12 protein-coding genes are annotated in these 13375 nt (G+C 63.6%); 9 read left to right on the forward strand and 3 right to left on the reverse strand.

The features are described from left to right. The first annotated feature begins 100 nt into the window (after positions 1-100). The 6 genes from QCE58_RS02305 (at position 101) to QCE58_RS02330 (ending at position 7355) form a co-directional block, all read left to right on the forward strand. Positions 101-427, forward strand: coding sequence for a DUF2917 domain-containing protein (locus QCE58_RS02305; RefSeq protein ID WP_250520903.1), 327 nt, complete (start codon positions 101-103; stop codon positions 425-427). An 83-nt stretch (positions 428-510) separates the two neighbouring features. Beyond that, positions 511-1275: a lipoyl(octanoyl) transferase LipB gene (gene lipB / locus QCE58_RS02310; protein WP_250520904.1), complete on the forward strand. Its 765-nt coding sequence runs from the start codon at positions 511-513 to the stop codon at positions 1273-1275. Then, positions 1272-2273: a lipoyl synthase gene (gene lipA, locus QCE58_RS02315; RefSeq protein ID WP_250520905.1), complete on the forward strand. Its 1002-nt coding sequence runs from the start codon at positions 1272-1274 to the stop codon at positions 2271-2273. The genes lipB and lipA overlap by 4 nt, the downstream gene beginning before the upstream one ends. Positions 2274-2681: 408 nt before the next feature. Continuing rightward, entirely contained in the window at positions 2682-3971 is a 1290-nt protein-coding gene (locus tag QCE58_RS02320) for a dicarboxylate/amino acid:cation symporter (protein ID WP_008351804.1), read from the forward strand. 25 nt (positions 3972-3996) lie between these two features. Then, the gene (locus QCE58_RS02325; RefSeq protein WP_034470486.1) at positions 3997-5991 is read left to right on the forward strand and encodes an ATP-binding protein; all 1995 of its coding nucleotides are present in this window, start codon (positions 3997-3999) and stop codon (positions 5989-5991) included. A gap of 20 nt (positions 5992-6011) precedes the next feature. After that, positions 6012-7355: a sigma-54 dependent transcriptional regulator gene (locus tag QCE58_RS02330; protein ID WP_008351801.1), complete on the forward strand. Its 1344-nt coding sequence runs from the start codon at positions 6012-6014 to the stop codon at positions 7353-7355. Positions 7356-7405: 50 nt separating this feature from the next. Here the strand turns inward: QCE58_RS02330 and QCE58_RS02335 are convergent, their stop codons facing one another. After that, positions 7406-7942: a peroxiredoxin gene (locus tag QCE58_RS02335; RefSeq protein ID WP_008351800.1), complete on the reverse strand. Its 537-nt coding sequence runs from the start codon at positions 7940-7942 to the stop codon at positions 7406-7408. Between the two features lie 138 nt (positions 7943-8080). Here QCE58_RS02335 and QCE58_RS02340 point away from each other — a divergent pair, with 138 nt between their 5' ends. Then, positions 8081-8683: a hypothetical protein gene (locus QCE58_RS02340; RefSeq protein WP_250456624.1), complete on the forward strand. Its 603-nt coding sequence runs from the start codon at positions 8081-8083 to the stop codon at positions 8681-8683. Between the two features lie 380 nt (positions 8684-9063). On the opposite strand, the gene QCE58_RS02345 is transcribed toward QCE58_RS02340, so the two are convergent. After that, positions 9064-10608: a YifB family Mg chelatase-like AAA ATPase gene (locus tag QCE58_RS02345; RefSeq protein ID WP_175979755.1), complete on the reverse strand. Its 1545-nt coding sequence runs from the start codon at positions 10606-10608 to the stop codon at positions 9064-9066. A 94-nt stretch (positions 10609-10702) separates the two neighbouring features. After that, positions 10703-10966: an accessory factor UbiK family protein gene (locus QCE58_RS02350; protein ID WP_008351796.1), complete on the reverse strand. Its 264-nt coding sequence runs from the start codon at positions 10964-10966 to the stop codon at positions 10703-10705. Positions 10967-11359: 393 nt separating this feature from the next. Here QCE58_RS02350 and QCE58_RS02355 point away from each other — a divergent pair, with 393 nt between their 5' ends. Together QCE58_RS02355 and QCE58_RS02360 are read left to right on the forward strand one after the other, a co-directional pair. Next, complete coding sequence (locus tag QCE58_RS02355; RefSeq protein ID WP_008351794.1) at positions 11360-11698, forward strand: P-II family nitrogen regulator; 339 nt, start codon at positions 11360-11362, stop codon at positions 11696-11698. Positions 11699-11729: 31 nt separating this feature from the next. Further along, complete coding sequence (locus QCE58_RS02360) at positions 11730-13199, forward strand: ammonium transporter (protein ID WP_008351793.1); 1470 nt, start codon at positions 11730-11732, stop codon at positions 13197-13199. Positions 13200-13375: the final 176 nt, after the last annotated feature.

Raw genomic sequence — 13375 nt, forward strand, 5'->3', positions numbered from 1 at the left:
TCAATACAGCTCACATAGCAGTGAAAATTGATCGTTTTGCCTGATGCCTTGTCACGCCTAGGATTGTAGTCATCGAAACGTTCCCTTGGCGGAGTGGATCATGCGAGAAATATCAACAAGCGTCACCTTTGAAATCAAGCCCGGCGAAACCGTGCCGATGAGAATTGCGCGCGGCACGCGTCTCATGGTCCACGGCAGTCCCGTCTGGGCGACGCGAAGCAACGACATCGAGGATTACTGGCTCGTGCCCGGCGACAATCTCAAGCTGCGCGAGCGCGAGCGGCTCTGGCTTTCCGTCGAGGGCGACCGTCCGGCCTATGTCGTCTTCACCATCCTGCCGCGCTGCGACGAACGCGCGATGCACTGGGTTTCGACGCGCATCGAGCGTCTCGCGCAGCGGTTGGGCTCCGGATGGAGAACCGTCTGACCCCAAGTATTCGCATTTGCCATCGAAGGCATGCGAATTCACCATCGGCGGGCATGGGGCTATTTCGGTAAACTACCGGCACCATGTTCGCTACACCGCTCGCCATCCCACAAGCAATCCACGACGCGCCCGCCACCGTGCTCAGTTCCGGTGACTTTCCGGTCGCGTTGCGCTGGCGCGGTCTCGAACCGTACAGCCAGAGCTTCGACGCGATGCGCACCTTCACCGACGCTCGCACGCCCGAAACACAGGACGAAATCTGGCTCGTCGAGCATCCGCCCGTCTTCACGCTCGGTCTCGCGGGTGATCCGGCGCATCTGCTGCTCGCCGAAAGCGGCATTCCGCTCGTCAAGGTGGATCGGGGCGGACAGATCACGTATCACGGGCCGGGGCAGATCGTCGCTTATCTGCTGATCGACCTGCGCCGCCGCAAGCTCATGGTGCGCGAGCTGGTGCGGCGCATCGAAGAGGCCGTGATCGAAACCCTCGCGACGTATAATCTCGCGACCGACCGCAAGGCCGGCGCGCCGGGCATTTACGTGGCGCGGCATCCTCAAGGCGCGAACGATCGTACGCAGGCGCATGAAGGCGCGAAGATCGCCGCGCTCGGACTCAAGATTCGCAACGGCTGCAGTTATCACGGCGTGAGCCTCAATGTGCGAATGGACCTGCAGCCGTTCCTCGCAATCAACCCGTGCGGCTACGCGGGGCTCGAAACGGTCGACATGGCGACGCTCGGCGTCGCGGCCGACTGGCGCGACGTAGCTCTCGTGCTGGCCGAACGGCTGGCACTTCAAATCGGCGGCCTCCCCGCAATTGCCGCTGCAACAACCGGATCGACCGAATGACTGACGCAAACGCAAACCTGGCTGGCGACACCGCCGCTTCTGCTTCGTCGCCCACCGCTTACGACGCCACTGCAAAGCAGAAGGCACAGGCGAAGACATCGCGCATTCCGATCAAGGTCATTCCGATCGAGAAGCTGAAGAAGCCAGAGTGGATTCGCGTACGCACCGCGACGGGCAACTCGCGCTTCAACGAGATCAAGAAGATCCTGCGCGAGCACAGTCTTCATACGGTTTGCGAGGAAGCGAGCTGCCCGAACATCGGCGAATGCTTCGGCAAGGGCACCGCGACGTTCATGATCATGGGCGACAAGTGCACGCGCCGCTGCCCGTTCTGCGATGTCGGACACGGCCGCCCCGATCCGCTGGACGCCGACGAGCCGCTGAATCTCGCGCGCACCATCGGCGCGCTGAAGCTGAAATACGTGGTGATCACGTCCGTCGATCGCGACGATCTGCGCGATGGCGGCGCCGCGCACTTCGTCGAGTGCATCAGGCAGGTTCGCGAGCATTCGCCGGAAACGCGCATCGAAATTCTGACGCCGGACTTCCGCGGGCGTCTGGATCGCGCGATCGGCATTCTGACCGCCGCGCCGCCCGATGTGATGAACCACAACCTCGAAACGGTGCCGCGTCTCTACAAGGAAGCGCGTCCGGGTTCGGATTATCACCATTCGCTGAAGTTGCTGAAGGACTTCAAGGCGCTGCATCCGGAAGTCGCGACGAAATCGGGCCTGATGGTGGGTCTCGGTGAAACGGAAGAGGAAATTCTGCAGGTGATGCGCGACCTGCGCGCCCACGACGTCGACATGCTGACGATCGGGCAGTATCTGCAGCCTTCGGAGCATCATCTGCCGGTGCGGGCGTACGTGCATCCGGATACCTTCAAGATGTACGAGGAAGAGGCCCACAAGATGGGCTTCACGCACGCGGCGGTCGGCGCGATGGTGCGTTCGAGCTATCACGCGGATGTGCAGGCGCATGGGGCGGGCGTGGTTTGACGCCGGTTTCGCCCTTCCGCTGAGAGAAAGCCCACCGGAGACGGTGGGTTTTTTGTTTCTCGTAATCGAGGCGCTAACCGTCCAGAACCCCGGACGCCCGCATTCCGGATTTCCGGAATCCCGGATTCGAAGCCGCCAGCCGCTCAGAAAACTCCCATAGAATCATCGGCTTAAGCGAAACTTAAACCTGGCATTGCCCTTGCGATACAAACGGCACGGCCCATGAGCCGCCCATAAAAGTCAAGGAGACAAGCCGATGACCCCTCTCGCATCCAAACGTCCCTGATCCGTCGACGAAGCGGCTATCGCCCATCGACGCGTTCAGACGTGCCCACACACGCCCGCCCCGCGTCAACGCTCGCCGCTGGCCGTACTTCCGCCAACTGCTTGTTATCGCCTGGAAACATCGTGAAAAAACCCATCCATAAAGTCCTGTACGTGCAGGTGATCGTCGCGATCATCATCGGCATCGCGCTCGGGCACTTCTATCCCTCGCTGGCCACCGACATGAAGCCGCTCGGCGACGGGTTCATCAAACTCATCAAGATGGTCATCGGCCCGATCATCTTCTGTACCGTCGTGACCGGCATCGCCGGCATGGAAGACATGAAGAAGGTCGGCCGCGTCGGCGGCAAGGCGCTGCTGTACTTCGAAGTCGTGTCGACGTTCGCGCTGATCCTCGGTCTCGCCGCGACGCACCTCCTGCGGCCGGGCGTCGGCTTCAACGTCGATCCTTCGACGCTCGACCACAAGGCCGTCGATTCCTTCGCGACGAAGGCGCACGGCCAGAGCACGGTCGATTTCTTCCTGCACATCATCCCGGACACGCTGGTGTCGGCGTTCGCGCAGGGCGAAATCCTCCAGATCCTGCTGATCGCGCTCCTGTTCGGCGCGGTGCTCGCGCATATCGGCGAGCGCGGCAAGGTCGTGACGACGTTCATCGAAGGTCTGTCGAGCATCCTGTTCGGCATGGTCGGCATCATCACGAAGCTTGCGCCGATCGGTGCGTTCGGCGCGATGGCGTTCACCATCGGCAAGTACGGCATCGGTTCGCTGCTGCCGATGCTCAAGCTCATCGGCACGTTCTATCTGACGTCGATCGTCTTCGTCGTCGTGGTGCTCGGTGCGATCGCGCGCATGGTGGGCTTCAACATCCTGAAGTTCATCGCGTACATCAAGGAAGAAATGCTGATCGTGCTCGGCACGTCGTCGTCGGAAGCCGCGCTGCCGCAACTGATGCTCAAGCTCGAAAAGCTCGGCTGCTCGCGTTCGGTCGTGGGTCTCGTCGTGCCGACAGGCTACTCGTTCAACCTCGACGGCACCAACATCTACATGACGATGGCCGTGCTGTTCATCGCGCAGGCGACCAACACCGATCTCTCGTGGGGCCAGCAACTGACGCTGCTCGCCGTGACGATGCTCACGTCGAAGGGCGCTTCCGGCGTGACCGGCGCAGGCTTCATCACACTGGCCGCGACGCTCGCCGTCGTGCCGACGATTCCGCTCGCGGGCATGGTGCTGATTCTCGGCATCGACCGCTTCATGTCGGAATGCCGCGCGCTGACGAACATCGTCGGTAACGGCGTGGCGACGGTCGTCGTGTCGGCATGGGAGAAGGAGCTGGATCGCAGCAAGCTGAAGGCGGCGTTGTCGCGCGATGTCGACGTGACCGACGCCGAAGAAGCGAAGTCGGTCTGAATCCGCACTGAAGCCGGAAGCGATCATGCAAGCGGCGAAGCCTCAGTCCGCGAGTGCTTCGCCGCAGTCGTTTCCGGCGCCTGATTCGCCACAAGCCTATGACACAATGGCAGATCCTCTTTCGCGGGAATCTGCTCACGTGTCGCGCCGCATCGTCGTGTTCTTCGCGCTTTTCGCCGCGCTCGTGGCGTGCTGCGCGCTCACGTGGCATCTCGCGTGGCAAAGCGGCATCGACGAGTTGAGGCTCAACGCCGCCGCGCGCGTCGATCGCACGACGAACACGCTCAAGAGCACGCTCGACCGCTACGAATATCTGCCTTATCTGCTGTCGCGGCATCCGGTCGTGCAGGACGCGCTCGATCATCCGGATCGTGCGAACGTCGAGCGCGCGAACCGTTATCTCGAAGACCTCAACGCGCGCTCGCACGCCACCGTGACGTATCTGATCCGCGCAAACGGCATCGCGGTTGCCGCGAGCAACTGGAACGCGACGGACAGTTTCGTCGGCGTGGACTACAACTTCCGGCCGTATTTCATCGACGCGATGAAGGGCAGCACCGGCCGTTTCTTCGGCATCGGGACGATCTCGACCGAGCCCGGCTACTACATCTCGCAACCGGTCTATCGCGAGGGCACGAAAGAGATCATCGGCGTCGCGGTCGTGAAGCTGAATCTCGAATGGCTGCAAGGCGCGGATGCATCCGAGCCGCTCATCGTCACCGACGATCACGGCGTCATCTTTCTCTCGTCCGTGCCCGCGTGGAAATATCACACGGTGCGGCCGCTGCCGCAGAACGTCGAGGCGTCCGTCTATGCGACGCGCCAATACGCGCAACAGGCGATCACGCCGCTGCCGATGACTGTCGTAAAGACGCTCGAGGGCGGCGCGCAGATCGTGCGCGTCGGCGGCGGCGGGCGAGACGGACACCATGCGCCGGCGTTTCTCGCGACGCATCGCTCCATCGGCGAACCCGACTGGCAACTGATCACGATGGCCGCGCTCGATCCCGTCGAGAGCGGCGCGCAGATCGCGGTCATCGTCACCGCGCTCGTATTCGTCTCGCTGTGCCTGCTCGCGTTCTACTGGCGCATGCGGCGCGCGCGCGTGCGCGAGATGATCCGCAGCCGGGAGATGTTGCAGACCGCGTATGCCGAATTGAATCAACGCGTCGCGGAGCGCACGGCGGATTTATCGGAAGCGAACGCGCAACTCACGAAGGAAGTGAACGAGCGCACGCGCGCTGAACAGGATCTGCGCGCCGCGCACGACGAGCTCATTCAGGCGAGCAAGCTCGCCGCGCTCGGCCAGATGGCGGCGGGCATCACGCATGAACTGAATCAGCCGCTCGCCGCGTTGCGCAGTTTTTCCGACAACACTCGCGTGCTGATCGATCGCGGCGATCAAGCGGCGGCGCGCGAGAATCTCGAAGCGATCGCGTCGCTGACCGAGCGCATGGGCAACATCACGAATCAGCTGAAGTTGTTCGTCACGAAGGCGCGGCCGAAGAATGCGCGCGCCGACGTCGCGCGGGCGCTGCGCCAAGTGTTCTCGATGCTGCGTCCGCGCATGAAGAACGTCGTCATCGATATCGCGCCGGAACTCGCCGAAGGCAGCGCGCCGATCTTCGTGCGTTGCGAGGACTTGCGGCTGGAGCAGGTGCTCATCAACTTGATCGGCAACGCGCTCGATGCGGTCGCGTCGTGCGACAGGCCGCGCATCGTCATCGAACTGAATGGCCACGCGGATACGATCGAGCTCATCGTGCGCGACAATGGTCCCGGCATTCCCGTCGATGCGCTGCCGAAACTCTTCGAGCCGTTCTTCACGACGAAGGAAATGGGGCAGGGACTGGGCCTCGGGCTTGCGATTTCATCGGCGATCGCGCGCGATTACGGCGGCACGCTCGTCGCGCGCAATCGCGAGGCGCCGATCGTCGCGGACGGTCCCGAAGGCGGCACGCAGGCGGACGCCGATCATTCGCACGGCGCGGAGTTCGTGCTGACTTTGCGGCGCGCTTGAAAACACAGTTGGAGCAACACATGACCACCGGTTTGCAGGTGATCTTCATCGAGGACGACGAACTCGTGCGCCGCGCGAGCGTGCAGAGCCTGCAACTCGCGGGCTTCGACGTGATCGGGCACGGCAGCGTCGAATCCGCCGCGCGCGCGATCGACGCGAGTTTCCCCGGCGTGATCGTGAGCGATATCCGCTTGCCCGGCGCGAGCGGCCTCGATCTGCTCGCGCAATGCCGCGAGCGTGCGCCCGAAGTGCCGGTCATTCTCGTCACCGGCCACGGCGACATCTCCATGGCCGTGCAGGCGATGCGCGACGGCGCCTACGACTTCATCGAAAAGCCGTTCGCGTCCGAGCGCCTGATCGAAGCGGTGCGCCGCGCGCTGGAGCGCCGCACGCTCGTGCTCGAGAATCAGGCGCTGCGGCGCGAGCTGGCGGGCGCGGGGCAGAGCCGCATCATCGGGCGCAGTCTCGCGATCGAGCAGGTGCGCCGGCTGATCGCGAACATCGCGCCGACGGATGCCTCCGTGCTCATCAACGGCGATACGGGCGCGGGCAAGGAACTCATCGCGCGCAGCCTGCACGACATGTCGCCGCGTCGCGACAAGCCGTTCATCGCGGTGAATTGCGGCGCGCTGCCGGAGCAGATGTTCGAATCGGAGATGTTCGGCTACGAGGCCGGCGCGTTTACGGGCGCGCAGAAGCGGCGTATCGGCAAGCTGGAACACGCGTCGGGCGGCACGCTCTTTCTCGATGAAATCGAGAGCATGCCGCTGTCATTGCAAGTGAAACTGCTGCGCGTATTGCAGGACGGCGTGCTGGAGCGGCTCGGCTCGAATCAGCCGGTGCGCGCGAATCTGCGCGTCGTCGCGGCGGCGAAGGGCGACATGAACGAACTCGTCGCCGATGGCACGTTCCGACGCGACTTGCTGTATCGGCTGAACGTGGTGACGATCACGCTGCCGCCGCTCAACGAGCGCCGCGAAGATATCGTGCCGCTCTTCGAGCATTTTCTGCTCGATGCGGCCGTGCGCTACGAGCGGCCCGCGCCGCTCATCACGGATCGTCAGCGCGCCGAACTGATGCAGCGCGACTGGCCGGGCAACGTGCGCGAGTTGCGCAACGCGGCGGATCGCATGGTGCTCGGCATTCTCGACGACAGCGGTGCGGCGGCGGCGCTCGACACATCGACGCAATCGCTCAAGGAACGCACCGAGCAGTTCGAGCGCGCGGTGATCGGGCAGGCGCTGGAGCAGTGCGGCGGCGCGGTCGCGGTGGCGGCGGATCGGCTGCAGCTCGGCAAGGCGACGCTGTACGAGAAGATCAAGCGATACGGAATCGTCGTGAAAGGCGATTCGTCCGAGCGATAAAAAAGCCCGCTGGTTGTCGCCAGCGGGCTGCGCGTTTCGCGTAAAGGCGTTCAGGCCGAACCGAGCGCCTTGTCGAGCAGTTGATCCAGTTCCGCGAACGTCGGCTCGCCGACATAGCGCTTCAAAATCTTCCCGTTCTTGTCGATGACAAAGGTCGTCGGCGTCAGTTGCACGTTGCCGAACTGCTTGGCGGCGCTGCCGTCGTCCATCGCGACCTTGAACGGCAACTTGCGCGTCTGCGCGTAGTTGTTGACGTACATCGGCGCGTCGTAGTTCATCGCGACCGCGACGAACTCCAGGCCGCGGCCCTTGAATTTGTTGTACGTGTCGATCATCTGCGGCATTTCCTTCATGCATGTCTCGCAGCTCGTCGCCCAAAAATTGACGAGATAGACCTTGCCCTTCAGATCGCCCGACGTCGAAATCTTCTGTCCCGAAAGCAGCGTGAAGGTCGCGTCCGGCACTTTCTGCTGGCCGCCGAAGGCGAAATACCCGGTGCAGGCGATCACGCCCGCGACGAGCGCCATCACGATGTAACGCAGCGGACTCTTCGCGCGCGTGGATGTTTCTTGCGTGGCTTGGGACATGGGAACCTCGGATGGCGCTCCGGCGAACGGAACGGAGACTGCTGCGTATTTTAGCGCCAATTTCGGGATGCGTTCGTGACGCGCCGATAAGCCCGGCATCGCAGCGCGATAATGATGGTTTTCACGCAGCGATTCCTCATGAAACGAGTTTTCCCCGTGTTTCCTGTCCGTTTGCGGCGCGCGGCCGCGCGCTTTCTTCCGAATATTGCTTCCGCCAACAAGCTGATGTGCGCAACTGTCACATGCGGCGCATTGCTCGCGTGCACGCCCTCATATGACTGGCGCACCGTGACGAACAACGACGACGGCTACGAAGTGACGCTGCCCGCGAAGCCGCGTTCCGAGGAGCGCAAGATCGACATCGCAGGCCGGTCGATGACGATGCGCATGCAGACCGCAGAAGCCGGCGACGCCGTGTTCGCCGTCGGCACGGTCGTGCTGCCGAGCGCCGATCCGCAATTGCAGCGCGCGACACTCGATTTCCTCCAGCAAGGTCTCGCGCGCAACGTGAATGCGAAGCCCGAGGCGCGTGCGACGCAGATCGACCTCGCGGCGGGCGGACGCGTGTTAGGCAGCGAGATCGAGGTGAAGGGCGAAGGGGGGGACAAGCGCGAGTCGCGGACGATTCACGCGCGCTTCGTGGCACGCGGCGCGCACGTCTATCAACTGGCGATCGTGTCAGACAAGACGACGCCGACCGAGCAGGCCGAGCAGTTCTTTTCGTCCTTCAAACTGTTTTAGAGGAAGGCCTCGAATTCTGCAGGCACTAACTTAAGAAGTGTCTTAGTGTGTCGGAAATAGCCGAAGTTCCTTCAGAAGTTTACGCGCTAATTCTCGGATTCATATGGACTTTTTGCGCTATCCACAATGTCTGTGGATAACTTTGTGGAAAACAGTGTGTGGTAGCGCTCAAAAGCCCGACTCACGCGGTTTACGTTAGTTTGCCTTCGTTCGCGGCAAGTTAAATAATTCAATAAAATCAATGGTCTGTGAAATGTGGCCAAAACCGGGGTTTGATCAGACGAAGGACCGCCCCGGATCGCTTCAGTGTGCATAAGTCAAGTCTTGACAAGTAATTTTCCGCTTAGCATCGCGCGGACCACCCCGCGTCCGCGCTGGCTTCAGGCGATCGACAGCGCCCGGCGGTACTGAACGGCTTCCGCGACATGGGACGCGTCGGGCATATCGGCGCCGGCGAGATCCGCGATCGTCCGCACGACCTTCAGCACGCGGTAGTACGCGCGCGCGGACCAGCCGAAGCGCTCGCCCGCAGCGCGCAGCAAGGCTTCGCCGGCGGAATCGGGGCGGCAGACGGCGTCGGCTTCGCGGCCGTCGAGATCGCGGTTGATCTTGCCCTGACGCTGCGTCTGTATGTCGCGGGCCGCCGCGACCCGCGCCGCGACGACGGCGCTCGACTCGCCGCGCTCGGTGCCGCGCGCCGACAGTTCCGCGGGCGAGAGCGCCGGCAACTCGATCTGAATGTCGATGCGATCCATCAGCGGACCCGACAGCTTGCGCAGATAACGCGCGGCGACATCGGGCGAGCAGCGGCAGCGCGCGCTCGGGTCGCCGCGCCAGCCGCACGGACATGGATTCATCGCGGCGACGAGCTGGCAGGCCGCCGGAAATTCCGCCTGCTGTGCGGCGCGCGAAATCGTGATCTGGCCGACTTCGAGCGGCTCACGCAGGGTTTCCAGCACTTTTCGGTCGAATTCGGGCAGCTCGTCGAGAAACAGGACGCCGAGATGCGCGAGCGTGATCTCGCCCGGCTGCGGCGGATTGCGCCCGCCGACGAGCGCCGCCGCGCTCGCCGAATGATGCGGCGCGCGGAACGGCCGTCGCCGCCACTGCTCGGGCGTAAAGCCGAGCGAACTCGCCGAAAGGATCGCGGCGGAGGTGAGCGCTTCGTCGTCGTTCATCGGCGGGAGCAGGCCGGCCAGGCGCGCGGCGAGCATCGACTTGCCCGCGCCGGGCGGACCGACCATCAGCAGATGATGACCGCCCGCAGCCGCCACTTCGAGCGCGCGGCGGGCGGCGGGATGGCCGATGACATCGGCGAGATCCGCGGACGGCGCGGCTGTCGAGGGAAGCGGAGCGGCTTGCACGGGTCGCAGACGGGCGTCGGGGACATCGTTCAGATGCGCGCAGAGCGTGGGCAAGTCCGCCGCGCCGAAGACCTCGATGCCCGGCACGAGCGCCGCTTCCGCCGCGCTTGCGAGCGGCACGTAGATTTCGGGGATTGGCGGGGCTGCATCGCGCATCGATGCATAGTGGCGCGCCGCGCCGCAGACCATTGCGAACGCGCCGCGCATCGGACGCAGCGCGCCGGTCAGCGAAAGCTCGCCCGCGAACTCGCGATGTTCGAGCGCTGCGGCCGGAATCTGTCCGCTCGCGGCCAGAATGCCGAGCGCGATCGGCAGATCGAAGCGGCCGCTTTCCTTCGGAAGATCGGCGGGTGCGAGATTGACGGTGATTCTGCGGACGGGGAAATCGAAGCCGCAGTTCTGCAGCGCGGCGCGCACGCGCTCGCGGCTTTCGCGGACTTCGAGATCGGGCAGACCGACGATGGAAAACGACGGCAACCCGTTGGCGAGATGGACTTCGACGACGACTTCGGGCGCGCGCCCAGGAGCGGGCGCGCGGCTGCGTACCACGGCAAGCGACATGATTTCACCTGAAACGGCGCATGGACCGCGCCGGCAATAAAACTAGAAACTCACGGCTCGCTAGCCGAGGTACGCGATAGGCAGTGCTGGCGCCTCAGTCTTGCGCGGCCGTATTTCCGCCCGCGAGACGCTGCTCCAGCTGCGCGACGCGCTTTTCGAGTTCTTCGAGACGAGCGCGCGTGCGGACGAGCACTTGCGTCTGCGTGTCGAATTCCTCACGCGTCACGAGATCGAGCTTCGAAAAGCCTTGCGAGAGCATCGCCTTCATATTCCGTTCGACGTCTTTCGCGGGCGAATTCTTGAAGAGATCGCTCATCTTCTGCTGCAAATCGTTGAAAACGTCGTTGGGCTGCTTCATCGTTTCTCCCTTCTTGCACAAAAAAAGTGCATTCATTGTTAGGTCAGTGCCCCGAATTATCGAATGTTCGATATTGGTGCGCGCCGCCGAATGCGCGAACGCGCGTCGAAGCACCTTTGAGGCGCCGCGATTTTAGCGCCGCCGCGCGCTCGCGTTGTCCGCCCATGCCCCTTTTTGCGGGACCTCTGGACCACTCTAGCAATGAACCTACCCCGACGCCAGCACGCGCGGCCCGCGTTAGCCGTTCGGCCGACCCTTCGTGCGATTGTTTCGCGAAATCGCGCAAAGCCGCATGGATGCTCGCATGGCATACGAGTTGCATAAGTGGCGCGACCTTTTCTGCACGCTTCAATGGACGGCATCGAAGGATCAGCACACCACAGCGAGGGATACATGAAGCTCATTACCGCAATCATCAAGCCGTTCAAGCTGGACGAAGCGCGTGAAGCGCTCTCGGCCATCGGCGTCTCGGGCATCACCGTGACCGAGGTGAAAGGCTTTGGCCGACAGAAGGGGCACACCGAGCTGTATCGGGGCGCGGAGTACGTCGTCGACTTTCTGCCGAAAGTGAAGATCGAGGCGGCCGTCTCGGACGACATCGTCGATCAGGCGATCGAAGCCGTCGAACGCGCCGCACGCACGGGAAAAATCGGTGACGGAAAGATCTTCGTCACCTCGATCGAACAGGTGATCCGCATCCGCACCGGCGAGACCGGCGCCGACGCGCTCTAACAAGAAATTGGCGATAAGAGGAACCAGAAGAATGCGTAACTTTTTGATGTCACTGTTGGTGGCGGGCGCGCTGATCGGCGCGAATGTCGGCACCGCTCTCGCTCAGGATGCGTCCGCTCCGGCCGCAGCCTCGGCACCCGCTGCAAGCGCGCCCGAAAGCGCCAACACGGCGATGGCGTCGTCGGCTCAGGCGGCATCGGCGGCAGAAGCCGCGTCCGGCGCATCCGCCGCGTCCGATGCCGCGCCGGCCGCACCGACCGAGCCGGTCATGGTCGATTCGTCGAAGATCAGCTCCGGCGACACCGCGTGGATGCTGACTTCGGTGGCGCTCGTGCTGTTCATGACGATTCCCGGCCTCGCGCTCTTCTACGCGGGCATGGTCCGCAAGAAGAACGTGCTCGCGACGGTCATGCAGAGCTTCGCGATCTGCTGTCTCGTGACGATCCTCTGGACGGTCGTCGGCTACAGCATCGCGTTCACGCCGGGCGGCTCGTTCCTCGGCGGCTTCTCGCGCGTGTTTCTGCACGGCATGGCCTACATCAAGGGCGACAAGGCGACGACGCTTACCGTCAGCCATCTGGCCGTGACGATCCCCGAGTCGGTCTATTTCGCATTCCAGCTGACGTTCGCGATCATCACCCCGGCGCTCATTACCGGCGCGTTCGCGGATCGCATGAAGTTCTCGGCGATGCTCGTGTTCATGGCGCTGTGGTCGCTGATCGTCTACTCGCCGATCGCGCACATGGTCTGGGAACCTACCGGCTGGCTCGCATCGGCTGGCGTGCTCGACTTCGCGGGCGGCACGGTGGTTCACATCAACGCCGGTATCGCGGGTCTGATGTGCTGTCTCGTGCTCGGCAAGCGCGTCGGCTATGGCCGCGAAGTGATGGCGCCGCACAACCTCGTGCTCTCGCTGATCGGCGCATCGATGCTGTGGGTGGGCTGGTTCGGCTTCAACGCGGGTTCGGCAGTGGCGGCTGACGGCCGTGCCGGTTTCGCGATGCTCACGACGCAGATCGCCACCGCGTTCGCCGCATTCGGCTGGATGTTCGCGGAGTGGATCACGAAGGGCAAGCCGTCGGTGCTCGGCATCATCTCGGGCGCGGTTGCGGGTCTGGTGGCCGTGACGCCGGCGTCGGGTTTCGTCGGCGTGACGGGCGCGATCGTGATCGGCATTGTCGCGGGCGTGGTCTGCTTCTGGTCGGCGACGTGGCTCAAGCACAAGTTCAACTACGACGACTCGCTCGACGCGTTCGGCGTGCACGGCGTGGGCGGGATCATCGGCGCGCTGCTGACGGGCGTGTTCGCGGTGAAGGACATCGGCGGCTTCGACGGCAGCGTGCTCGTGCAGGCGAAGGGCGTGCTCGTCACGCTCGTCTACAGCGGCGTCGTCAGCTTCGTTTTGCTGAAGATCATCGACATGACCATGGGCCTGCGCGTCACGGAAGAACAGGAACGCGAAGGTCTCGACGTCACGCTGCACGGCGAGCACGTCGAGTAAGTCTTACGCCGCAACCGGCGCGCCGCGAGAGCGCGTAGGCTGCGAGCAAGGAACGAGCGCAGCGACTTCGCCCGCCTTATGGCGGGCATTTTTTTGGTGCGCCATTTCCGTCCGGGTTTCGTCGAAGGCGGCGGCCAAACCTATTGAAGCGACAGGCGGAAAAGTGCGTGGAAGCG

Origin of the sequence: Caballeronia sp. LZ028, from assembly GCF_031451415.1 — a bacterium.
GTDB lineage: Bacteria > Pseudomonadota > Gammaproteobacteria > Burkholderiales > Burkholderiaceae > Caballeronia > Caballeronia zhejiangensis.

What these genes read in the sequence shown, in the direction of transcription:
- QCE58_RS02305 (WP_250520903.1), top strand. Translation starts at nt 101, where the DNA reads ATGCGAGAAATATCAACAAGCGTCACCTTTGAAATCAAGCCCGGCGAA.
- lipB (WP_250520904.1), top strand. Translation starts at nt 511, where the DNA reads ATGTTCGCTACACCGCTCGCCATCCCACAAGCAATCCACGACGCGCCC.
- lipA (WP_250520905.1), top strand. Translation starts at nt 1,272, where the DNA reads ATGACTGACGCAAACGCAAACCTGGCTGGCGACACCGCCGCTTCTGCT.
- QCE58_RS02325 (WP_034470486.1), top strand. Translation starts at nt 3,997, where the DNA reads ATGCAAGCGGCGAAGCCTCAGTCCGCGAGTGCTTCGCCGCAGTCGTTT.
- QCE58_RS02330 (WP_008351801.1), top strand. Translation starts at nt 6,012, where the DNA reads ATGACCACCGGTTTGCAGGTGATCTTCATCGAGGACGACGAACTCGTG.
- QCE58_RS02335 (WP_008351800.1), bottom strand. Translation starts at nt 7,942, where the DNA reads ATGTCCCAAGCCACGCAAGAAACATCCACGCGCGCGAAGAGTCCGCTG.
- QCE58_RS02340 (WP_250456624.1), top strand. Translation starts at nt 8,081, where the DNA reads ATGAAACGAGTTTTCCCCGTGTTTCCTGTCCGTTTGCGGCGCGCGGCC.
- QCE58_RS02345 (WP_175979755.1), bottom strand. Translation starts at nt 10,608, where the DNA reads ATGTCGCTTGCCGTGGTACGCAGCCGCGCGCCCGCTCCTGGGCGCGCG.
- QCE58_RS02350 (WP_008351796.1), bottom strand. Translation starts at nt 10,966, where the DNA reads ATGAAGCAGCCCAACGACGTTTTCAACGATTTGCAGCAGAAGATGAGC.
- QCE58_RS02355 (WP_008351794.1), top strand. Translation starts at nt 11,360, where the DNA reads ATGAAGCTCATTACCGCAATCATCAAGCCGTTCAAGCTGGACGAAGCG.
- QCE58_RS02360 (WP_008351793.1), top strand. Translation starts at nt 11,730, where the DNA reads ATGCGTAACTTTTTGATGTCACTGTTGGTGGCGGGCGCGCTGATCGGC.